The 21,566-nt window shown below is 61.3% G+C and carries 17 protein-coding genes, 1 tRNA gene and 1 other RNA gene; 7 read left to right on the plus strand and 12 right to left on the minus strand.

Annotated elements, in window-relative coordinates; genetic code table 11:
* Positions 1–74 precede the first annotated feature (74 nt).
* Genes purL through purS form a run of 3 tightly spaced genes read right to left on the minus strand, consistent with a single transcriptional unit; the run spans position 75 to position 3,485 of the window.
* Positions 75–2,393: a phosphoribosylformylglycinamidine synthase subunit PurL gene (gene purL, locus L6758_RS09495; protein WP_237205846.1), complete on the minus strand. Its 2,319-nt coding sequence runs from the start codon at positions 2,391–2,393 to the stop codon at positions 75–77.
* A 25-nt stretch (positions 2,394–2,418) separates the two neighbouring features.
* Complete coding sequence (gene purQ / locus L6758_RS09500; protein WP_237186934.1) at positions 2,419–3,228, minus strand: phosphoribosylformylglycinamidine synthase subunit PurQ; 810 nt, start codon at positions 3,226–3,228, stop codon at positions 2,419–2,421.
* Positions 3,229–3,233: 5 nt separating this feature from the next.
* Positions 3,234–3,485 carry a phosphoribosylformylglycinamidine synthase subunit PurS gene (gene purS / locus L6758_RS09505; RefSeq protein ID WP_237188980.1) on the minus strand — a complete coding sequence of 84 codons (252 nt, stop codon included), beginning with the start codon at positions 3,483–3,485 and terminating at the stop codon, positions 3,234–3,236.
* 482 nt (positions 3,486–3,967) lie between these two features.
* On the opposite strand from purS, the gene L6758_RS09510 reads away from it, so the two are divergent.
* On the plus strand, positions 3,968–4,954 hold the full coding sequence (locus tag L6758_RS09510; RefSeq protein ID WP_237205845.1) for a Fic family protein: 987 nt from the start codon (positions 3,968–3,970) through the stop codon (positions 4,952–4,954).
* On the opposite strand, the gene L6758_RS09515 is transcribed toward L6758_RS09510, so the two are convergent.
* The gene (locus L6758_RS09515) at positions 4,951–5,526 is read right to left on the minus strand and encodes a TetR/AcrR family transcriptional regulator (protein ID WP_237205844.1); all 576 of its coding nucleotides are present in this window, start codon (positions 5,524–5,526) and stop codon (positions 4,951–4,953) included. The two genes, L6758_RS09510 and L6758_RS09515, sit on opposite strands and share 4 nt — an antisense overlap.
* A gap of 94 nt (positions 5,527–5,620) precedes the next feature.
* Between L6758_RS09515 and L6758_RS09520 the strand changes: the two genes are divergently transcribed.
* Both L6758_RS09520 and L6758_RS09525 read left to right on the plus strand, forming a co-directional pair.
* Entirely contained in the window at positions 5,621–6,004 is a 384-nt protein-coding gene (locus L6758_RS09520; RefSeq protein WP_237205843.1) for a DUF1304 domain-containing protein, read from the plus strand.
* Positions 6,005–6,058: 54 nt separating this feature from the next.
* Complete coding sequence (locus tag L6758_RS09525; protein ID WP_237205842.1) at positions 6,059–7,066, plus strand: NADP-dependent oxidoreductase; 1,008 nt, start codon at positions 6,059–6,061, stop codon at positions 7,064–7,066.
* Positions 7,067–7,187: 121 nt separating this feature from the next.
* Here L6758_RS09525 and L6758_RS09530 read toward each other — a convergent pair whose 3' ends face one another.
* The 5 genes from L6758_RS09530 to ffs form a co-directional block, all read right to left on the minus strand.
* Positions 7,188–8,108 (minus strand): 3-methyladenine DNA glycosylase, encoded by a 921-nt coding sequence (locus tag L6758_RS09530; RefSeq protein WP_237205841.1) that lies wholly within the window; start codon positions 8,106–8,108, stop codon positions 7,188–7,190.
* A 1,277-nt stretch (positions 8,109–9,385) separates the two neighbouring features.
* Positions 9,386–10,675, minus strand: a complete 1,290-nt coding sequence (locus tag L6758_RS09535) for an aspartate kinase (protein ID WP_237197563.1) — start codon at positions 10,673–10,675, stop codon at positions 9,386–9,388.
* Positions 10,676–10,820: 145 nt separating this feature from the next.
* Positions 10,821–11,930 (minus strand): recombination mediator RecR, encoded by a 1,110-nt coding sequence (gene recR / locus L6758_RS09540; RefSeq protein WP_237205839.1) that lies wholly within the window; start codon positions 11,928–11,930, stop codon positions 10,821–10,823.
* Between the two features lie 12 nt (positions 11,931–11,942).
* Positions 11,943–14,960: a DNA polymerase III subunit gamma and tau gene (locus L6758_RS09545; RefSeq protein WP_237205838.1), complete on the minus strand. Its 3,018-nt coding sequence runs from the start codon at positions 14,958–14,960 to the stop codon at positions 11,943–11,945.
* A 272-nt stretch (positions 14,961–15,232) separates the two neighbouring features.
* Positions 15,233–15,329: signal recognition particle sRNA small type (gene ffs, locus L6758_RS09550), an RNA gene on the minus strand.
* Positions 15,330–15,528: 199 nt separating this feature from the next.
* Between ffs and L6758_RS09555 the strand changes: the two genes are divergently transcribed.
* Positions 15,529–15,613: transfer RNA gene (locus tag L6758_RS09555), tRNA-Ser, on the plus strand.
* Between the two features lie 46 nt (positions 15,614–15,659).
* On the opposite strand, the gene pnuC is transcribed toward L6758_RS09555, so the two are convergent.
* Both pnuC and L6758_RS09565 read right to left on the minus strand, forming a co-directional pair.
* Entirely contained in the window at positions 15,660–16,535 is an 876-nt protein-coding gene (gene pnuC, locus L6758_RS09560) for a nicotinamide riboside transporter PnuC (RefSeq protein ID WP_237205837.1), read from the minus strand.
* 30 nt (positions 16,536–16,565) lie between these two features.
* Positions 16,566–17,666, minus strand: a complete 1,101-nt coding sequence (locus L6758_RS09565; protein WP_237205836.1) for an AAA family ATPase — start codon at positions 17,664–17,666, stop codon at positions 16,566–16,568.
* 203 nt (positions 17,667–17,869) lie between these two features.
* Here L6758_RS09565 and L6758_RS09570 point away from each other — a divergent pair, with 203 nt between their 5' ends.
* On the plus strand, positions 17,870–18,196 hold the full coding sequence (locus L6758_RS09570) for a type II toxin-antitoxin system VapB family antitoxin (RefSeq protein ID WP_237205835.1): 327 nt from the start codon (positions 17,870–17,872) through the stop codon (positions 18,194–18,196).
* Here the strand turns inward: L6758_RS09570 and L6758_RS09575 are convergent.
* Entirely contained in the window at positions 18,193–18,861 is a 669-nt protein-coding gene (locus L6758_RS09575; protein ID WP_237205834.1) for a TetR/AcrR family transcriptional regulator, read from the minus strand. The two genes, L6758_RS09570 and L6758_RS09575, sit on opposite strands and share 4 nt — an antisense overlap.
* Before the next feature lie 218 nt (positions 18,862–19,079).
* On the opposite strand from L6758_RS09575, the gene L6758_RS09580 reads away from it, so the two are divergent.
* On the plus strand, positions 19,080–19,790 hold the full coding sequence (locus L6758_RS09580; protein WP_237205833.1) for a queuosine precursor transporter: 711 nt from the start codon (positions 19,080–19,082) through the stop codon (positions 19,788–19,790).
* A gap of 340 nt (positions 19,791–20,130) precedes the next feature.
* Positions 20,131–21,516 carry an amino acid permease gene (locus L6758_RS09585; protein WP_423817203.1) on the plus strand — a complete coding sequence of 462 codons (1,386 nt, stop codon included), beginning with the start codon at positions 20,131–20,133 and terminating at the stop codon, positions 21,514–21,516.
* Positions 21,517–21,566 lie beyond the last annotated feature (50 nt).

Consider the following 21,566-nt stretch of genomic DNA (forward strand, 5'->3'; position numbering starts at 1 on the left):
ACGCCGCCACGCACCTTACCTGCCGTGGGGCAGGGGAGGGGCGCAGCGGCGTCCTTACACCGTGTAGCTAGAGACTAGCTGGGGGCAACCTCGCCGAAGTGGCGGGCGAGGGTGCCCTCGTGGGCTTCGCGCAGCTCGTCCAGGTCGATAGCGACCTCACCCTGAATGTCCAGGGCATTAGAGGCGGCATCGACCACGCCGATGCGAGCGAAGGGGTAGTCGCGGGCGGTGCACATGTCCTTGAAGCGAACTTCCTCGGAGCGGGGCACAGATACAACCACGCGGCCCAGGGACTCTGAGAAGAGCAGGGTGAAGAGGTCGATACCGTCGCGCTCAGCAACCTCACCCAGGCCAACGCGGGCACCGACGCCAAAGCGTAGGCAGCCCTCAACCAGGGCAGCAGCCAGGCCGCCGGCAGAGACGTCGTGGGCGGCGTCAATCATGCCGTCACGGCTCATGTTCACCAGCATGTCGCCCAGCAGCTTCTCGGCAGCCAGGTCAACCTTGGGGGGCAGGCCGCCCAGGTGGCCCTTGAAACGGGCCCACTCGGAGCCGTCCAGCTCGTCACGGGTAGTGCCCAGCAGGTAGAGGGCCTGGCCGTCATGCTCAGGAGCCCAGCCGGAGGGGGTACGGCGGGTGACGTCGTCCATCACACCCATCATGGCAACCACGGGGGTGGGGTTAATGGCCTTGCCGCCGGTCTGGTTATAGAGGGAGACGTTACCGCCGGTCACGGGTACGCCCAGTTCCATACAGCCGTCAGCGATACCGCGCACGGCCTCAGCGAACTGCCACATGATGTCCGGGTCCTCGGGGGAACCGAAGTTCAGGCAGTCAGAGACAGCCACGGGACGAGCGCCCACGGTAGCCACGTTGCGGTAGGCCTCAGCCAGGGACGCCTTCGCACCCTCGTAGGGGTCGAGCTTGGTGAAGCGGGGGTTAGAGTCGGTTGCCAGGGCAACACCCAGGCCGGTTTCTTCGTCCACACGAATCACGCCGGAATCATCGGGCATAGACAGGGCGGTGTTGCCCTGAACGTAGCGGTCGTACTGGTTAGTAATCCAGGACTTGGAGCACATATTGGGGGCCGCCATAAACGCCTTGATAGCCTCGCCCAGCTCAGTGCCGGTGGGGCGGGCGTCGTCCGCCTCCGAGCCGGTGAACTTGTCGGCCTGCAGGGCGTCCTGCCACTCGGGGCGGGCGTAAGGACGCTCGTAGGTGGGGCCGTCGTGAGCGACGGTCTTGGGGTCCACATCGACGATAATCTCGCCCTGCCACTCGATGGTCAGGCGGCCGGAGCCGGTAACCTCACCCAGAATGGAGTACTCAACATCCCACTTAGCCATGATGTCTTCGAAGCGGCTCAGGTTCTCGGGGGTAACCACGGCCATCATGCGTTCCTGGGACTCAGACATGAGAATCTCACCCGGGGTCAGGGTGGGGTCGCGCAGCAGAACCTTGGTCAGGTCAACGTGCATACCGCCGTCACCGTTCGAGGCCAGCTCGGAGGTGGCGCAGGAGATACCCGCAGCGCCCAGGTCCTGAATACCCTCAACGATGGAGTTCTTGAAGAGCTCCAGGCAGCACTCAATCAGCACCTTCTCAGCGAAGGGGTCGCCCACCTGAACGGCAGGGCGCTTGGAGGGCTTGGTGTCGTCGAAGGACTCCGAAGCCAGAACCGAAGCGCCGCCAATGCCGTCGCCACCGGTGCGGGCACCGAAGAGGATGACCTTGTTGCCGGTACCTGAGGCGTTTGCGGTGCGGATGTCTTCGTGGCGCATGATGCCCACAGCCAGGGCGTTGACCAGGGGATTAGCCTGGTAGCACTCGTCGAACTCGACCTCGCCGCCGATGTTGGGCAGGCCCAGGGAGTTGCCGTAGCCGCCCACACCGGAGACAACGCCGGGCAGGACGCGGGCGGTGTCGGGGTGGTCAATGGCACCGAAACGCAGGGGGTCCATGACGGCCACGGGGCGGGCACCCATAGAGATAATGTCGCGCACGATACCGCCCACACCGGTTGCTGCACCCTGGTAGGGCTCAACGTAGGAGGGGTGGTTATGGGACTCAATCTTGAAGGTCACAGCCCAGCCGTTGCCAATGTTGGTCACACCGGCGTTCTCGCCGATGCCGACCATGAGGTCCTTCTTCATCTCGTCGGTGACCTTAGCGCCGAACTGCTTGAGGTGCACCTTGGAAGACTTGTAGGAGCAGTGCTCTGACCACATGACCGAGTACATGGCCAGCTCGGCTGCGGTGGGGCGGCGGCCGAGAATCTTCTTGATGTCCTCGAACTCGTTCTCCTTCAGACCCAGCTCAGCCCAGGGCAGCTCGGTCTCGGGGGTGGCAGCGGCGTGCTCAACGGTATCGAGGTTAAACTTCTTTTCGCTCAAAATTCTTATTCCTTATGCGAGGCGTTTAGGCCGAAACCAGCTGGTTGAGTACGGAGGTGAAGACGCCCAGGCCGTCCGCGCCACCGCGCAGACCTACGGTGCCAAAACCGGAGGACGAGGGGCCGAAGCCGGGTTCGACGGCGTGCTCGGGGTGGGGCATGAGGCCCACGACGTTGCCGCGCTCGTTGGAGATGCCGGCGATGTCGTTGCGGGAGCCGTTGGGGTTAACGTCCACGTAGCGGAACACCACGCGTCCTTCAGCTTCAAGCGCCTCAAGGGTCTTGGCGTCGGCGACGTACTGGCCGTCCTGGTTCTTGAGGGGGACCACGATGTTCTGGCCAGCTTCGAAGTCGCCGGTCCAGGCAGTCTGGTTGGTCTCAACGCGCAGGGTCTGATCGCGGCAGATGAACTTGCGGTGATCGTTCTTAATCATGGAGCCGGGCAACAGGTGGGTTTCGGTCAGAATCTGGAAACCGTTGCAGATGCCGAGCACCGGCAGGGGAGCGGAACCCGAGGTGCCAGCGGCGCTAGCTGCCTCAACGACCTTGCTCATGACCGGGGCCTTCGCTGCGATAGCGCCTGCGCGCAGGTAGTCACCATACGAAAAACCGCCGGGCACAATCACAGCGTCTACATCGTGTAGAGCTGCTTCATCGTGCCACAGCGGTACGGGGGTGCCACCGGCTAGGCGGACGGCGCGGGAGGCATCGCGGTCGTCGAGGGTGCCGGGGAAGGTGATGACGCCGACGCGCACATCAGCCAGGGCGGCATCGGGAGTGTTCTGAGAGAAGTCGCCCACCAGGGGAACTTCGGTTGCTGCGAGGGATTCTGCCACGTCTTTTAGTCCTCCAGAGCTTCGACGTTGACGACGTCTTCAATCACGGGGTTAGACAGTAGCTCTTCAGCTGCCTGGCGGGCCTGCGCGAGCAGTTCTTCGGTGACTTCACCATCAACGGTCAGTTCAAAGCGCTTACCCTGACGAACATCGGTGAAGTTGGTGAGACCGATACGGGGAAGCTCGTGAGCGATAGCCTTGCCCTGGGGGTCGAGGATTTCGGGCTTGAGCATAACGTCAACAACAATACGGGCCATGAATGGGCACTCCTTGGGTGCTGGAATCTATATAGAGCCGGGTCTCATTTTACCGGGTTGGGGCACCGCATGCGCCAAAGTGAGACGGTGGGGCGCGGGGCTTTTCTGCCGGAGGTGTTGGCGGCGAGCGTGCGTCTTATCGCTGAGCGTGCGGTTACCCGGTGCACGCTCGGCGATATGGCGCACGCTCGGTGCTGACGAGAAGATACTGGGAAAACAAACTATGATTTTCTATATAAACAGCTTAATGGGAAAATTGAGGTGCATTTTCTCAAGAGAGACTCGCAGGAGGCAACATGCAGAGTTGGCCATCTCTTACATATACAGAGCGCTTGTGGGTGCACCGTGACCCCTTGGCCTCTCGCCGGAGCCAGCGGAAAAATCGAGGTACTTTTCAGGTGCCGCACGTTCCGTATATTTCTGAGGCTCCTGTGAGGCTCAGTGCAGATGTGCTGGCTAGCGCATCTGCGGCATCAGTGGCTATGACAAGGTTCGACCACGAACAAGCATCATTTGCTCATTTCCCATTCGCTACGGTGCTTTTGCGCGGAGAATCTGCCACAAGTTCGCAGATTGAAAATCTGACGGTAAATGCTCGAAAACTCTCGCTTGCTGCACTTGGTGCGCCGGTAGGAGGCAATGCCGAACTTGTCGCCCGCAACGTCCGCGCCATGAAAGCTGCAATCGACGTTGCCCACGAACTCAGCATCGATGCTTTGCTGACCATGCACGAGGAGCTTACAGCGGGTGTTCAAGATGATGCCGGCGAGCTGAGAAAAGAATGGGTATGGATTGGGGGAGAATCCCCTGTCACAGCCAGGTACGTAGCACCTGCCTGGGAGGATGTACCTGGGTTGCTTGAAGACCTCGTTGTCTTTTTGGAGCGCCGGGACCTTGATCCTACCGTACAAGCGGCTCTTGCTCATGCCCAGTTTGAAACTATTCACCCTTTTATAGATGGGAATGGGCGTACGGGGAGAGCGCTCATCTCATCTCTGTTAAAGGCGCGCGGAGTGACGCAGCATGTGGTGGTTCCCCTGTCGAGCGGTTTGCTCTATGACCTTGAGGGGTATGTGTCTGCCCTGGAGGCGTATAGGCGCGGGGATATAGAGCCCATCATCCTGTGTTTTGTGGATGCCATTGAATCATCGCTGGCTAATACTCGTTTGCTTGCCCAGGACATTGAACAGTTTTATGAGCAGATTCTTGCCTCGCGTCCGAGGGTGACTGAAGCGGTGCGTAAGGTGGCAAGGTTCTGTTGCTCAGAGCCAGCTTTCACGGCTGGAATGCTAGAAGAACATGCCGGAGTGGCTAGATCTACCACCTATCGCATTATTGACTCCCTGGTTGAAACCGGTATCTTGCGGCGGGAGCAGAAAGTGCGCGGGCAAAATGCCTGGTCTGCCCCTGCCTTGACGGAAGCGCTTGACGCGTTTGCCCAGCGGGCGGGCCGTCGGCGTTTTGTTTAGTCCTGAGCGGCCAGGAGCGTCTGCGCCGCCTGCAGGTTGGCTAGGGCGAGGGTTTTGTTGGTTCGGGCTAGGGCCAGGGCTGAGATGGTGAGGGCAACCAGGGTGCGGGCTTGACCGTCCGCTTCGGCCTCGGTGAGGTGCGGACGCGCCCTGCCCAGCCCCGCGCGGAAGGCGGCAAACAGCTCGTCGTAGTAGCCGCTGATGGCTGCGCTGACCACTGGGTCGGTGCCCACCGGGGCGTTAGCTGCCGCTATGAGTAAGCAGCCGGGGTGTCTATCGGTAGAGCTAATAGAGCTGGCCAGGGTTGCAAAGTAGTCGTTGAGGGCATCGGGCTTTGCGTCTTCGCTGGTGACGCGGGCAAGGAGCGGGCGGACGCTTTCTGCCAGGTAGTTCTCTACCACTTCGTCAAAAAGCCCCTTTTTCGACTCGAAGGCGTGGTAGAGACTGGAGCGCTTGAGGCCGGTTGCCTGTTCAAGGTCGGGGATTGAGGTTGCCTCGTAGCCCCGGTCCCAAAAGACGCCACGGGCTGCCCTGACGGCGTCCGCTCGGTCGAAGGTTGCTGTGCGCCCCATGGTGTGCCTCGTTTCATAGCTAACAAAATTGTGTACTGACCATTCTAGTATATATTGGAATAAGCGTTACAAAAACCTATGAAAGGATATCCCCATGACCATCGCCGGTATCATCGCCCTACTGCTCGCCGTTGCCCTGCACGTTTTTATCTTCTACCTCGAATCCTTCGCCTGGACCACCCGAGCCCTGCCCGTCTTCGGCATGAGCCGTGAATCAGCCGAACAGACCAAGGAAATGGCCTACAACCAGGGCTTCTACAACCTCTTCCTGGCAATCATCGCCGCCGCCGGTGCCGTGGCCCACTTCGCCGGTGCCCCCACCGTGGGCCTAGCCCTCATGCTCGCCGGTACCGGGTCAATGCTGGCCGCCGCAGCCGTCCTCTTCATCACCTCACCCGACAAGCGCTCCGCCGCCATGAAGCAGGGTGCCTTCCCGCTGCTCGCCGTCCTTCTGCTCGCTCTGGGCGCAACCCTTTAACAAGCGCCCTCAACAGGCGTAGAACTGGTTAAACAGCTTTCGAAAGGAAAAATCATGACCCAATCACGTGAAATCCGCCTTGCCTCCCGCCCCAGCGGCTGGCCCACCTCCGACAACTTTGAATTTGCCACCGTTACCCTGCCTGAGCTCACCGATGGCCAGGTACGCGTTCAAAATGAGTTCATCTCGGTTGACCCCTATATGCGCGGGCGCATGAACGACGCCAAGAGCTATGTAGCCCCCTACGGCCTGGGGGAACGCATCACCGGCGGTGCCGTCGGACGCGTTGTTGAATCGCACGATGAAAGCCTGCCCGTAGGCACCCTCGTATCGCACCAGCAGGGCTGGGCAGACTACGCCCAGGGCGCCGCTCGCGAGTTTACCGCCCTGCCGGAACTACCTGCCGGGGCGCCGTCCTCGCTCTACCTGGGCATGCTGGGCATGACGGCAATGACCGCCTATGCAGGGCTGACCCGCATTGCCCACCTGAAAGAAGGCGACGTCGTGTTCGTCTCTGGCGCAGCGGGCGCCGTGGGCACCGCCGTCGGGCAGATCGCTCGCCTGCTCGGTGCCTCCCGCGTTGTCGGCAGCGCTGGCTCGGCTGAGAAAGTTGAGCTGCTGACCAGCAAATACGGCTACGACGCCGCCCTCAATTACAAGGACGCCCCCGTGCGGCAGACCCTGCCCGAGCTGGTTCCAGATGGCGTAGACGTCTACTTCGACAACGTCGGCGGCGACCACCTCGAAGCCGCTCTCGATGTGATGAACCGCGGCGGCCGACTGGCGCTCTGCGGCGCGATCTCTGCCTACAACACCGGCGAAACAACCCCCGGCCCCGACAACATGACCAACATGGTCAAGCAGGGCCTGACCATGCAGGGCTTCACCCTGGGGGAGTACCTGGACGTCGCCCCCGAGTTCCGCGAAAAGATGGGCTGCTGGTTTGCCGAGGGCAAGATCGCCTATGACGAGACCGTCTACGAGGGGCTCGACTCCACCATCGAAGCCTTCATCGCCATGATGCAGGGCGCGAACACCGGCAAGATGGTGGTCAAGCTCTAGGCACCGGCAAGCTGAACAAGTTGAAAGGGGACCGCAAAACTTAAAAGGGACCGCATACTACGCGGTCCCTTTTAGGTTTTGCGGTCCCCTCGCGGTTGAGAGGCAACCCGTGCCCACAGGCTTAGACGCACTCGATAGCATCAAGTAGCTGCTGCCGCAGGGCGACTGACCGTTCAGCGAAGAGTCTTTGCTGGCGCACGTACTCGGCCTTACCCTCGGGGGTTTCAATGGTAACCGGCTCGTAGCCCCAGTCTCGCAGGTCGTAGGGAGCGGCTTTCATGTCGAGTTCGCGCACGTCCCAGGCCAGTTCGAAGCAGTCCATGACCAGGTGCGAGGGCACCAGGGGCAGGAGCTTGTAGGCCCACTTGTAGATATCCATGTTGGCATGCAGGCAGGCGGGCTGCTCCAGGTTGCGCTGCTGCTCACGTGTGGGTTGCAGCTCGTTCATGGGCACCGCCTGGGGCATGAAGAAGCGGAAGGCATCGAAGTGGGAGCATCTGATCTTATGGCTCTCCACCACCCGGTCGGTTCCCTCTGCCCCCAGGCGCAGTTCTAGATAGTCGTGGCGGATGTTATTCTCCACCGACTTATAGGCCATAGCCCACTCGTGCAGGCCAAAACAGCCAAAGAAACCGGGCTTGGCCGCAGTTTTGCCCAGGATAATCCGCGCAAAATCAATGGCTGAGGCGCGGGCCTCAGCAAACTTTTCGGTATCGACAAGGACGCTGGTGCCCGCCTGCGCCGCCGTAGCGGCTTCGGCAGGTGGTAGGCCTGCCTCTTCTAGCTCCTGCTGGGTAGCGGCCCGGTAGAACTTCCAGTCTGCCCGCTCACCGGCGTCCTGCAGAATGACCCCTGCACCGGGGTGCCAGCGCATAAACTGCCCGGGCTTGAGTGTGTAGTAGGTGAAGAGGAAGTCCTCAACGGGGTGGGCCTGGCCGCGCTCGCGGCGGCGTGCGAAGGGTAGGGCGTAGCGGCCGGAGCGTTCTTCATGGGCGCGCGCGATTGCGCGCCAATCGTCCGGGGCAAGGAGGGTGAGGGGCATGGGGTCTATTCTAACGGCCCTTCATCCCGCGCTAGAAAAACATCCCTTCCTTTCCCTGCCACCTCAGATAAGTCAAGGACGAAAGAGAAGGGAGAGCACGGAGCAAAAACAATATGCAACATCAAGTCTTCAGAAGAAGGGTTATTTATAAGGGGTAGGTATGCCAGACCCACAGTGACTGTGGGTCTGGCATACCTTATAGATAATAATCTTTAAGTTTCATGCTTCACAGAAAGGACTGTTGCTAAAGTTGTAGAAACTCCGGTGATTGTTACGAGAATAAGGATGATGTACTTGTTAAAGGCAGTCGGATCAATAAAATACCATACCCCATAGAACAAAAGTGGAAGAGCAGATAATAAAGATATCCAGCGTAGTATATTTTTCATTTTATATTTTCCTTGATGGGCTACTGGTAAGATTTTATCTACCGAGGTGTGCACCAGACGGCTGTGTTGTGAGCCCGATGAATATTAATTCCTCGCTGGTTCCAGTTGCAAATTAAAGATGCGGCCGAGACAACCGCGAAAGCTGCTGCAAATCCACCTGCCACTACTGCTCCTACACCAGTTACCGAGGTAATGAATACTGCTACGGTAGAAATTGCTGCACCGCCAGCGAGTAGTGCTGAGAGTCTGTATGAGTTTATGTTATTTAACCAGAGCGTCTGACCCCACCAGTGGAAGATAACGCCACCGCCAGCTGACTGAATTTCATTTCCAGTAGCCTTCGCATGCTGGGGGAGATTGGATAGCGCTTCGCGGCGTTCTTGATTGGATTTGGTGAGAATCTGCTGCAAAATCGCCTTATCTGCGGGGGAAAGATTTGAATCGCTCCTGATTGAGAAATCTCCCATCAGCCCAGTGGTAACATGTCGGTCGTAGCGGTTAATTTGTTCGTCTGAGATGTCGGTAAGGCGAGTGTCGGCCGTTGTTGCGATTGTGCTGGTGGATTCTACCGCATTAGCGCTTGTGAATCCCCCCCGGATAGTAGACCCGCGAGAATCAGCGTGGTTGCCAGGGTTTTCTGAGTGGTTGTAGCTTTCATAGCCTACTCCTTTAGTGCTTGACCAGCCGGTTGGCTGAATTTGGGGGTAAAGAAGATGTGATGTACAGCAATACTATATTGGTCTATATATTCCCAACAAGTCTTTGGGTGGAAAATATAGAAAATTTTTTATAAGCCCTTGAAATGGGCAAAAGCCGGGCCCCGGGCCAGCAGCGTGGTGCTGCCAGCCCGGGGCCCGAGCGTCCTCGCGGACAAGCCTAGTTCACGACCTAGCGGCCGGTACCACCGTAAACGGTAGCCTCACCCTCGGTATCAAGGTCAAAAGCTGAGTGCACAGCGCGCACAGCCTCATCAAGCTTCTCAATATCGGTGATAACCGAAATACGAATCTCAGAGGTAGAAATCATTTCGATATTCACACCGGCGGTGCTCAGCGCATCAAAGAACTTAAAGGACACGCCGGGGTTAGACTTCATACCCGCACCCACCAGCGACAGCTTACCGATGGACTCGTTGTACTGGACCTCTTCAAAGCCCAGCTCAGCCTTCTTAGCTTCAAGCGCAGCCAGAGCGGCAGCGCCCTGGTCCTGGGGCAGAGTGAAGGAGATATCGGTGACGTCGGGGCGGTCGGTTGAGACGTTCTGAACAATCATGTCGAGGTTCACGTTGGTCTCATTGAGAATACCGAACACCTTGGCCGCGGAACCGGGCACGTCGGGTACACCAATAACGGTGACCTTAGCCTGGCTACGGTCGTGGGCGACGCCCGAGACGAGGGGCTGTTCCAAGGGGATCTCCTTCAAATTAGTTTCCATACCCTCATTGTCGGGGATAACGAGAGTGCCTTCAAGCTGTGAGAACGAAGAGCGAACATGCAGCTTCAGGTTGAAACGGCGCGCGTACTCCACCGAACGCAGGTGCAGAATCTTGGCGCCGTTAGCAGCCATCTCAAGCATTTCTTCGCTCGTAACGGTATCGAGCTTGTGGGCGGACGGCACGATACGCGGGTCAGCGGTGAACACACCATCGACGTCTGAGTAAATCTCACAGACATCAGCATTCAGGGCTGCCGCCAGAGCAACCGCGGTGGTGTCTGAGCCGCCACGGCCCAGGGTGGTGATGTCACGGGTCTGGCGGTTCATGCCCTGGAAGCCTGCGACAACGGCGACGTAGCCTTCATCAAGGGCGGTACGAATACGCTCGGGGTTAACCTCAACCAGGCGGGCAGAACCGTGCACGCCGTCGGTAATCATGCCGGCCTGGGAGCCGGTGAAGGACTGGGCGCGGCCGCCCATATTGTTGATAGCCAGGGCCAGCACGGCCATGGAAATTCGCTCGCCGGCGCTCAGCAGCATATCGAGTTCACGCGAGGGGCCGGCGTTGGGGGTTACTTCAGCCGCAAGGTCGAGCAGTTCATCGGTGGTATCGCCCATTGCTGAGACCACCACGACGACCTCGTTGCCAGCCTTCTGCGTGTCCACAATACGGCGAGCTACACGCTTAATACCCTCGGCGTCAGAAACCGAGGACCCACCGAACTTTTGGACAATCAGGCTCATTGAAACTTCTCCAGTGCAAAGGTGTTGAAGGTGCCGGGCATTTTCCGGCCTAAAACTATCGTAGGGGTGGGTGTCGCACTTGAACGATTTTTGCTCAAATGACGGGAATATAACGTGTGTGACGCTAAATTACAGACCCGTGGGTTTAGGTCCAGGGGTTCACGTAGGTCTTACCCGGAATCGGCGGAATCTCGGGGGCAACCGTGCGCAGCGGAGTCTTCTTGAGCTCTTCCAGCTTGGCCTCGTAGGCATCGCGTAGCTCTTCTGACTGCACGCCCTCACCGGCCTCTTCAGCCTCAAAGGCGGCGGCCGCCGCGAGTTCAGCCTTCTCTTCGGCAGATAGCTCACCCGGAATGCCCGCCAGCTCCTGTTCCAACAGCTCTTCGTTCAGGTCCCCCTGCTGCCCCTCAGCCGGGGACGGTTTGCTGGGAGCTGTGGGGGCGGCGTCCGGACGCTTCCCCCCGCCCTCCTGCCCTTCGGCAGGGGAGGGGGCAGCGGCGTCCTCGCTATCAAGATCATCGAACATGGAACCAGACCAGCGGGCCCGCGGGCCCTTAGCTGCCTGCTCCGCTGCGGCCTGCTGCTCCTTGGCCTCGGTTTCTGCCTCAAGGGCAGCCTCAAAATCTTCGGCGGGGTTAGCGGTCTCGGCGCGGGTGCCCTCGCTGATAATGCGGCGGCCTTCAAGGGCTCGGCCCAGGGTAATTTCGTCGGCGTATTCCAGGTCGCCACCCACCGGCAGACCCGACGCCAGACGCGATACACGAATACCGATGGGCACCAGCAGGCGAGAGAGGTAGGTGGCGGTAGCCTCGCCCTCAAGGTTGGGGTCCATGGCGAGAATCAGCTCGGTGATGCGCTCGTCCGACAGGCGTGCCACCAGCTCGCGGATGCGTAGCTGTTCCGGCCCGATACCGGCCATAGGGTTAATGGACCCGCCCAGCACATGGTAGCGGCCGGTAAAAGAGCGGGTGCGTTCAACGGCCACCACGTCCTTGGACTCCTCCACCACGCACAGCACCGCCGGGTCGCGCTGCTCGTCGCGGCAGATAGCGCAGAGCTTGGTTTCAGAGACGTTGCCGCAGATCTCGCAGAAGCTCACAGTCTTTTTCACGCGCGCGATAGCGTCGGTGAGCTTGGCCATCTCAGAGCTTTCCGCATTCAGAATGTAGAAGGCGATACGCTGGGCTGACTTGGGGCCCACACCGGGTAGGCGGCCCAGCTCGTCAATCAGGTTCTGGACGGCACTCTCGTACACAAAAACTCCTTGTTAGCCCTGGTGAAGGGGCTGTTCGTCAATTACTTTGCCGCCCAAAATCTTCTCAACGGCCCGCTGACCAATCAGCACGGACGACTCAAGGGCGGCGTCGTCGTCGCTGGGGGTGAAGTCCTCGGGGGCTTCCGCCGGGGCGGGTGCCTGCGCCTGCTGGACGGCCCGCTGGCCGGCCGCAATCTGCGCCGCGTGGCGCTCGCGGAAAGAGAGCTTCTTACCGCCGGGCTGTTGGGTGGTGGCCTGCTCTGCGGCTGGCTGGGGGCTGGCCTGCTGGCTCTGCGGTGCGGGAATTTGCTGTGCGGACGCCTGGGCCTGCGCCGCCTGCGCCAGGGGAGCACCGGGGGCGCTGGGCGCGCCTGCTAGGGGTGCGCCAGCAGGGGGCGCTGCCTGCGTAGCCTCAGCCTTAAGGTAGCCGATCCCGGCGACGTACTCGGGCTCGTCCTCGGGGGCATCGTCAAAGTAGCCGCCGTCGTAGTCACCGTACTCGTAGGCCACCGGGGGCTGGTTCTGTGTCGGTGCTTGGGCTGGCGCCTGGTTTGGGGCCTGAGCCGGTGCCTGCTCCTGGTGTTGAGCCTGGGGCGCGGCGCTACTTTCGCTCTTGGCCTCTTCTTGGAGGGCGGCGTTATCGGCGTCCTTATGCCCCTGCTCGGCCAGACCCTCACTGGTGGGGACGGGCTCAAGGGAAACCGCGTGCGGGCTATCCTCGTGGGGCACCTGGGAGGCGGGGTCGGCGTCCTCTGACTCCTGGGCGGTGTCGCGTGCCAGGGCAATATTCTGCTGTTCCTGGGGGCCGCGGGAGGGGTGCTGGGCCTTGGCGATTTCAACGGGGTCGGCCTCACCCTCAATCACGCGCAGACGCGGGGCTGATGGGGCCTGCTCCTCGGGGGCCTCGGCCGCATCGCCACTGGGGATAGCTGCTACCGACCAGGAGGTGACAGGGTTGTTCCAGTCATCGGGGCTCCAGGAGGGAGGCTCCGGTGAGCGGGGCTGGCCGTGCGCTGCCCAGGCCTGGTCGCCACCGCGCGGGCCCTCAGCAACATCGGCAGCGGGCTGCCTGTTCGCAGCCTGGGGCGCGGGGGCCAGGCTTCCGCCTGACGGGCCTGCCCCGCCGGGGCCGCCGGGACGTCCGCCGCCAGGGCGCCCACCACCGGGGTTATCGCCGCCGTCGCCGGGCTTCTTGATTTCACCGCGCAGCTGCACCTGCAGACCCAGCACCTGGAAGAGGGCCTGCTGAAGCTGGGGCAGGTACTCCTTGACGGCCTTAAGTACGGGCAGCTCGGCCCGCAGGAAGAGGGCTCCGTTTTCAAACTTGGACGGCTCACACAGGGCAAACTGGGCCCGGGCAAAGGGGGCGGGCACCTTGGCCACTACATCGGCCCAGGAGTTCGCTACCATGTCGACCGTGTTTTCACCGGGTACCGGACGCGCTGGAGCCTGAGGCGCGGACGCCTGCTGCCCGGCCTGGACGGGCTGGGCGCTCTGAGGAGATTGGGCAGACTGCTGGGGCCCACCGAGTGGCGGAACACCCCGGCCTGCTAACGGGGCCCCGCTCAAGGGAGCGCCCGCTAAAGGAGCCCCAGCCAAGGGGGCAGCGGCTAGAGGCGCGCCACCCTGCTGGGCAGGAGCCTGAGTTTGCTGAACTGGCTGGCCCTGCTGGCTGGGCTGGTCTTGACGTTGGGGCTGAGCCTGCTGCTGAGATTGAGCCTGCTGAGCAGGGGCTTGACCTTCGACGCCACCCTGCTGGGCTAGCTGCTGCCGGGCGCGTGCCAGGGGGCTGGCGGCGTCCGCACCGGTGCCAGACGCGGAACCTGCCGGTGCAGAATGACCGCCCGCGGGCGCAGGGAACTGCCCCGACGCCAGCTTGCGCTCAAGCCGATCAAGGCGGGCAGCTAGGTTGCCGACGCCCTGCTCCCCGGCAGCCAGCAGAATGCGGGCGCAGAGTAGCTCCAGGTGAAGCTGGGGGTTCATTGCCCCGCTCATCTCGTTCAGGGCTTCATTGGTGACGTCCGCAGCCCGCGACAGCTCAGCAGAACCCAGCTGCTCAGCCTGAGCGCGCATACGGTCGAGCTGGTCAGCGGCCAGGCCGCGTAGAATCGAACCCGCTGAGTCGGGCACGGCCTTCACAATAATGAGGTCGCGGAAGCGCTCGAGCAGGTCCTCTACAAAGCGGCGGGGGTCCTGGCCGGTCTGAATCACCCTATCGACCGAAGCGAACACCTCGGCGGCAGAACCAGAAGCAAAAGCATTGACAACCTCGTCGAGCAACTCGCCGTGGGTAAAGCCCAGCAGGGCAACGGCCAGGTCGTAGGAGATGCCCTGCTCGTCCGAGGCACCCGCCATGAGCTGGTCAAGGATCGACAGCGAGTCACGCACCGAACCGCCACCGGCGCGGACAACCAGCGGCAGCACGCCATCGGCGACCTTAACACCCTCTTCGGCGCAGAGCTTAGCCAGGTAGTCCCCCAGAATCTGCGGGGGCACCAGGCGGAAGGGGTAGTGGTGAGTACGCGAACGAATAGTGCCGAGCACCTTGTTAGGCTCGGTGGTCGCAAAAATAAACTTAATGTGCGCCGGGGGCTCTTCCACGATCTTGAGCAGGGCGTTGAAGCCCTCACGGGTGACCATGTGCGCCTCGTCGATAATGAAAATCTTGTAGCGGTCACGCACCGGCGCAAAAGTAGCGCGTTCACGCAGGTCACGGGCGTGATCCACACCGCCGTGGCTGGCGGCGTCCATCTCAATCACATCGAGGGAACCGCCACCGTCGCGGGAAAGCTCCTTACAGGACTCGCACACACCACACGGGGTAGGAGTGGGGCCCTCAGCACAGTTGAGGCAGCGCGCCAAAATACGCGCCGAAGTGGTCTTGCCACACCCGCGCGGCCCCGAGAACAGGTAGGCGTGGTTCACCCTGTTCTTCTCAAGGGCAGTCATGAGAGGTTCGGTGACATGCTCCTGCCCGATAACGTCGGCAAACGACTCAGGGCGATAACGGCGATACAGCGCAGTGCTCACAATAAACCTTCGGTTGAGTGCAGAAAAACTGAGCCCGGCCCAGGGAGAAAAGCAAGAGAAAGAATCAGGTGCTCGCCGCCCCGGGTGTGCTGGTTAACAGTGTAGTGGGGGTGGCTGACGTTTTAAGAACCGTGCGCGAAAGGCTTAAGCTGCTCCCGGCGTCCGCCCCGCTGTGCGTCAGTAGGGACCAGATTCCTCCCGAAATCCCTAACGCCCACACATACTATTGTGATTTTTCTGGTCCCTAGTGGGGGGCTGGCAGATTTGGGCAAAATAAAGACCCCCTACGCACCCGTCAGAGCCCAGATACCCTTGCTGCCTTCCGGCCCTGGGGGAGTTTTCCAAGATGACGCCACGTAAGGGGCTCCAACAACTGTACCCTAAGCCGCCACGAAAAACAAAGGGCGGTAGAGAGAGCTTCTTAAATAAGGGCGGGGTGCCCGCGGGTGCGATGAGGGGAGGGCAGGCACGCCCGCCGCAGCTATGAATTTGCGCGGACGCCCGGGCATGGGGTATGCTCGTATCTGTTCGCTTTCGTGAAGCTATGCAAATAGCTAAGCAACAGCCTGGAGGATTCGCCTAGCGGCCTATGGCGCACGCCTGGAACGCGTGTTGGGTTCACGCCCTCGGGGGTTCAAATCCCCCATCCTCCGCTGAAGCCGGTTTCATCGCCCACTTGATGAAACCGGCTTTTTCTTTTTAGCTCTTGCGAGACAGCTTGGTCCAGTTGTACCAGCCGTAGACCGAGTTAGCGATAAAGCCCAGGTACATAGCCATAATGGCCATGTTGCCGCCGCCCTCCACCGTTGACCACAGGTAGATCTGCACGGCGTTCAGCACCAGCCAGCCGATCCACTGCTCGCGGAAGCGGTAGACCATCAGCACCTGCGAAATCAGGGCAATCACGGTGGTGAAGGCATCAACATAGGGCTGGTTGGACCCCCAGCCGTTCAACAGCACCCCGTAGCCCCATGAGGCCGCAGCCAGGAGGGCCAGGACGCCCGCGATAGCGGGTAGGGTCAGGCGGCGGGTCTGCACATCTAGCGGGGTGCCCTCGGCGGCACGTGCCAGGGCGGACGCACCGCCCTGCTCACGGGCGTCCGCGCCCCTAGTTCCGGTGCTGCTGGTCACGGCGCGGCTACCGGCCAGTTGCCCAGCCCCGTCAAAGGAGGCGCCGCCGAGCTCGTGCTGCTCCTTGGCTGCCCGCATGTTCTTGCGCCACATGTAGAGGCCCCAGAACTGGGTGAGCACGTAGAAGGCGGCGATGGTGATTTCACCGATGAAGTAGGCCTGGTAGGCCAGTACCAGGTAGGGCACGTTCTGCACGATGCCGAAGAAGTAGTTCGACAGGCGCCCCTTGCCCACCAGGATCACGCAGACCATGCCCGCAAAGGCGGTGATGAAGCTCAGCCAGCCCTCAAAGGCCACGGTGCTGACCACGACCTGCAGCAGAATCAGGGCGGGGAAGAAGACCTTCTCGAAGGGGCTGTAGCCGGTGAAGAGGTCGGTGTAGGTGGCCTTGGCAAGGCGGGCCAGGGGGTTGGCCGGGGCCTGGCCGGTGGTGGGTGCGCTCATGATGAATCTTTCGGGTGACAGGGGTAGGGGCTAGGGGAGGAGGCGTTCGATAGCGGCCTTGGCCTGCTCGTAGCGCTCGGCGTAGTCGGCGCCGTCGAGAAGCACCAGGCGGTCAAGCAGCCCGGCTGCCTCAACTTCGGCCAGCATGATGCGGGAAATCTCGCTGAGGTAGTCATCGGAATTGTTGGTCTGCGACCGGAACCCGTCGAGGGTGTAGCCAGAGGCCCCCACCGGCGGGATGAAGAGAATGAGATCCCAGCGGGCCTTGGCAATCAGGGAGTCGGCCAGGGGTAGGAGCTTGGCGTAGTCGGTCTCGCTCAGTTCGCTGGCGGGGTCGGCGGCGCTCATGGCGGCGTAGGCCTTGGTGACCATGGCGTCGGTGTCCATGAGGGTGAGCCCCCGGTTGCCGGGGCTGTCGATGGTTTCGCGGTTGAGGTTGAACTGGCCGGTGAGCACGTTCTGGTAGTCCAGCAGGTCGTAGTCCTCATCGCGGATGTTGGCCTCGACCTGGTAGACCCGCGCGTACTCGTAGGAGTAGGGGGCATTGTAGAGTTTGCCGAGGTCCTCTACCAGGGTGGTTTTTCCGCCTGAGGCAGCCCCCATGACCAGGACGTTGCGGGTAAAGAAACGGCGGAAGGGCGGGGCGATGAGGTCCCAGTGGGTCAGCGGGTTGGCCCGGATTTCCGGTTCGGACGCCGGTAGCTGGCAGGGTGCCAGGCGCGCGGCCTGCTGCCCGTCGGCATCCTGATGCCCTGCCTGGAAACGGGAGATGTGCTCATCATCGAGTAGGTAGAGGCGTCGCTCGGCGCCCGCTGCAACGTGGGTAGCCCAGAAACCGTCCAGGGCGCTAGCCCAGGCCTCGGGTGTGCTGAGGTTAGTTTCGTCGAGGGAGTCGACAATCACCAGGGGGTCGTTCTTGAAGTGCTCAGACACGTAGCGGTAGCGCTTGGTGTGCTTCATGCCTGCCTGCTCCCCGGCGTCCTGCTGGGAACCCGCGACAATCACCAGGGTGCCGCCGGGGTTCTCCTTCTTGGCGCGCAGAATCTGGTCAATGTGGCCGCGGTGCAGGGGAGCGAAGCTGCCCACCACAAGCCCCACGTGAGAGCCGGTGAGCTGTTTTTTGTAAAGCATGGTGTCCTTGGGTTGAGGCGGGCCGGGCGACCCGCGCATAGCCACGATTAAACACCGCGCAGGCAGCTAAAGCAAATAAGGTCAACATGACTTTAAGTAATAGAGTGTCATGAATATGATCGGCGGCACCTTGGGGTGCCGGTGGGGCAATTCTCGCCGGGTTTTACTTAGGCCCTGCCCCCGCCCGGCGTACAATAGACCGCATGATTTTCAAAGGTGTAGGCGACACGCGCCCTTACCCCGATCACGGGCTTACTCAGCGTACCTGGGGCTCCATTGCCCCCTCGCAGGTGCGCCTCGACCGCCTGATCACCACGCAGAAAAACCTCAACCTTGAAACCCTGCTGGCCGAAGACTCCACCTTCTACGGGGACCTCTTCCCCCACGTGGTGCGCTACCGGGGCGAACTTTACCTCGAAGACGGCGTCCACCGCGCCCTGCGTACCGCCCTACAGCGCCGCGCCGTCATGTACGCCCGCGTGCTCGACCTAGATGCCCTGGCTCCCTCGCTTCTGGAGTCGGGAAATTAGGACGCTGCGACCAGGTGCAGCTCCGGGGTGCCGTCCAGGCGTACGGGGCGTCCGCTCTCATCAAAACGAGCCCCCAGGCCCATCTGAATAAAGCGAATGGTGCTCTCAATATGGCGCTCGCGGGCTTCAATGCTGCTGGCCTCGTCGGTGCGGTCGGCGCTTGATGAGAGGGAGCCATGTACGAGCTGGGCTAGCTCGCGAATATCGTTCTCAGGGAGGTAGCCGCGTTCAATGGCTGCGGAAAGAATTCCCGCCAGGACCATCTGCAGTTCGCGCACATGGTCGCCCAGCTTGGCAAAAGCCTCGGGGGAGAGGACCGATCGCATGGCGGGGCCGGGGGGCATGTGGCGGCGGGAAAGGTCCTCAATCTGTAGGCGCACGTAGACAGCCAGCTGGTCGATGGGGTTTTCCACTCCGGCCAGGGCCTCACGCAGTTCGGTGAGGAAGCGCTCAGTCTCATCGAGGGCGTAGGCAATGAGAAGTTCACCCATGTCGGCAAAGTAGTTGTACACCGCGGTGCGGCCGATGCCAGCAGTTTTGGCCACGTGGGTCATAGTGAGGCCGGGTAGGCCGCGCTCGTAGAGCAGGCGACCGAAAGAGTCGAGGATGGCGCGTTTGGTGTTCTCGCGCTGGGCGGCATTGGTGGCGGCAGTAATTCGAGGCATAATGACACCCTATCGCTATCTGTCACTAAAACCTATTTTTTGCCACAAAATCCAGCAAACTGTCAGCAAAACCTTCCATCAACTCACCTGCGGACGCCCCCTGCACCCCATTGCACACCCGGCGGCTCGTGCGATGCCGCCCAAAAATCGGTAAGCTAGTGGGCGCCCAGGTGGCAGGTGGGCACCTTTCAAACCGATACTCAACCCAGGGGATAACTGTGTCTACACCCACCAGCAGCTCACCGGCGTCCGCACATCACACCACCGCCGATACCGGCTTTGCCCGCCCCACCCGCACCTACTATGACCTGCTTCTGGCAGCTACCTGCGTGGTCTTCATCCTCTCCAACATCGGAGCAACCAAGGGCGTGACCTTCGGGTCTATCATCACCGATGGGGGTTTCTTCCTCTTCCCCCTGGCCTACGTGCTGGGCGATGTAATCAGCGAAATTTACGGCTTTAAACTGGCCCGCCGCGCCATTATTACCAGCTTCGTTGCCGCTGCTGCTGCCGCCGCTAGCTTCTGGGTACTCATTGCCCTGCCCGCAGCCGATTTCTACGAGGGCCAGGCCGCCCTTGAAACTGTCCTTGGGCCCGTACCCCAGATTTTGGCAGGCTCCCTACTGGGCTTTTTGACCGGCCAGCTACTCAACTCTTGGGTGCTAGTGAAACTTAAGGAAAAAACCGGCGGCCGCCACCTCTGGGGACGACTCATGGGCTCCACCCTGGTCGGCGAGCTAGCTGACACCGTCATCTTCTGCTCCATCGCCGCTCCCATTATTGGAATTGCAAGTTTCGGCGACTTCCTCAACTACGTCATCGTGGGCTACGTGTACAAGTGCGCCGTAGAGCTGCTCCTGCTGCCCATCACCTACCCCGTCATCGGCTGGTTCAAGCGCAAGGAACCCACCTACAGCCCTGCCCGATAAGGTAAGTGCCCACCAGACTCGCGCGTCGTCCACTCGCGGCCTAAGCGCTGCGAGAGTCTCGTGGGCACTTAGGTGGAGGCGGACGCTCGCCGCCACGGACGTCCGCCTGTCGCGCACCTCCTGCCAAATGCCCTGCACCCGCCACCAAGGGGGTGATGTGTCTCTCACTGCATAATGGTGAGCACTGAAGACCGGTTTTCCCTCAGAAAACCTGTGTAAACTTTCGGTTCATTGCATACACCACACTCTCTTGAAAGGGAGGGCACCCGTGGCATCAACCACCACCGGCCAGCAGGAGGGCGGCAACCTCAGCCGCGCCCTCTCCCACGGCCAGCTCACCATGATTGCCCTCGGCCTCGCCGTGGGTACCGGCCTCTTTTTGGGCTCCGGCGCAGCTATCTCTATCGCGGGCCCGGCCGTCATTGTCTCCTACGCCATCGGCTCACTGATCGCCGCTATTATCGGTGCCTGCGCCGGTGAAATGGCCGTGCGCTACCCCGTGCGTGGCGGCTTCGGCACCATCGCCGGTAAATTCCTCAGCCCCTACGCGGGCTACCTGACCCGCTGGGCCTACTGGATGACCACCGTTACCCTGGCCGGCGCTGAGGTTGTAGCAGTGGGTGCCTACATGGCCTACTGGTACCCCAACGTTCCCCTCTGGATCTGGGTACTCATCGCAGGCGGCGCGATTTTCGTGCTCAACCTGACCAGCGTTAAATCCTTCGGTGTGGTGGAATTCTTCCTCTCCTCCATTAAGGTGAGCGCGGTCGTCCTCTTCATCATCTTCGGCCTGGCCCTGGTCTTCTTCGGCCTGCCTGGCCAGGACGCCACCGGCGTCTCCAACCTCACCGCCCACGGCGGCTTCATGCCCAATGGCCTCTCCTCTATCTGGATTGCTCTGGCCGTGGTCATGTTCTCCTTCGGCGGTATCGAGCTCATCTCCATCTCCGCAGCAGAAGCTAAGGACCCGGTGCGCTCCGTGCGCTCCTCAGCTAAGGCTATGATGTGGCGCCTGGCTACCTTCTACGTGCTCTCCCTCTTCATCGTGGTCGCCATCATCCCCTGGACCAGCGCCGCCGCCCTGGGCAAGGACATCGAAGGCTCCCCCTTCGTCATGGTCTTCACCGAACTGGGCATTCCCTACATTGGCGGTATCACCAACTTCATCCTCATGACCGCCGCCCTGTCCGGCGCAAACGCCGCCCTCTATGCAGCCACCCGCCTGCTGCACGCCCTGGGGCACGAGGGTATGGCCCCCAAGGTCCTCGCCCGCACCAGCTCCTCAGGTATTCCCAACCTGGCACTGACCGTCTCATCCCTGGGTGCTGTGGTCGCCATGATCATGGCTATCTCGGGTGTGGGAGGAATCTTCGGCTACATGATGGCCCTGGTCACCGTCAGCGTGCTGGTGGTCTGGTCCATGATTCTGCTGTCCTACATGGCCTACAAGAAGGTCGAAGGCGACGCCTCCCCCTTCCGCGTCTTCGGCGGCTCAGCCACCGCAGCGGTTGGCCTGATCGGCGTCATCGCTACCTTCATCGCCATGTTCTTCGCCGGTGGTTCCATGCTCCCCTCCATCTTCGTGGGGCTGGGCTTCTTCGGTCTGATTACCATCATCTACTTCGCCGGTGTCAACAAGAACATCAGCACCTCAGATGACGCCTTCGACGAAGTCCGCGCCGTCACCACCCAGGTGCCCGTCGTCGACGGCACCAAACAGCGCTAAAATCAGTAGCAGGTCTACACAAGGACGCCGGTAGCCCGCCCCCAGCCTCA

The sequence above is a fragment of the Rothia nasimurium genome, from assembly GCF_928382285.1.
In the GTDB taxonomy this organism is placed as follows: Bacteria; Actinomycetota; Actinomycetes; order Actinomycetales; family Micrococcaceae; genus Rothia; species Rothia nasimurium_E.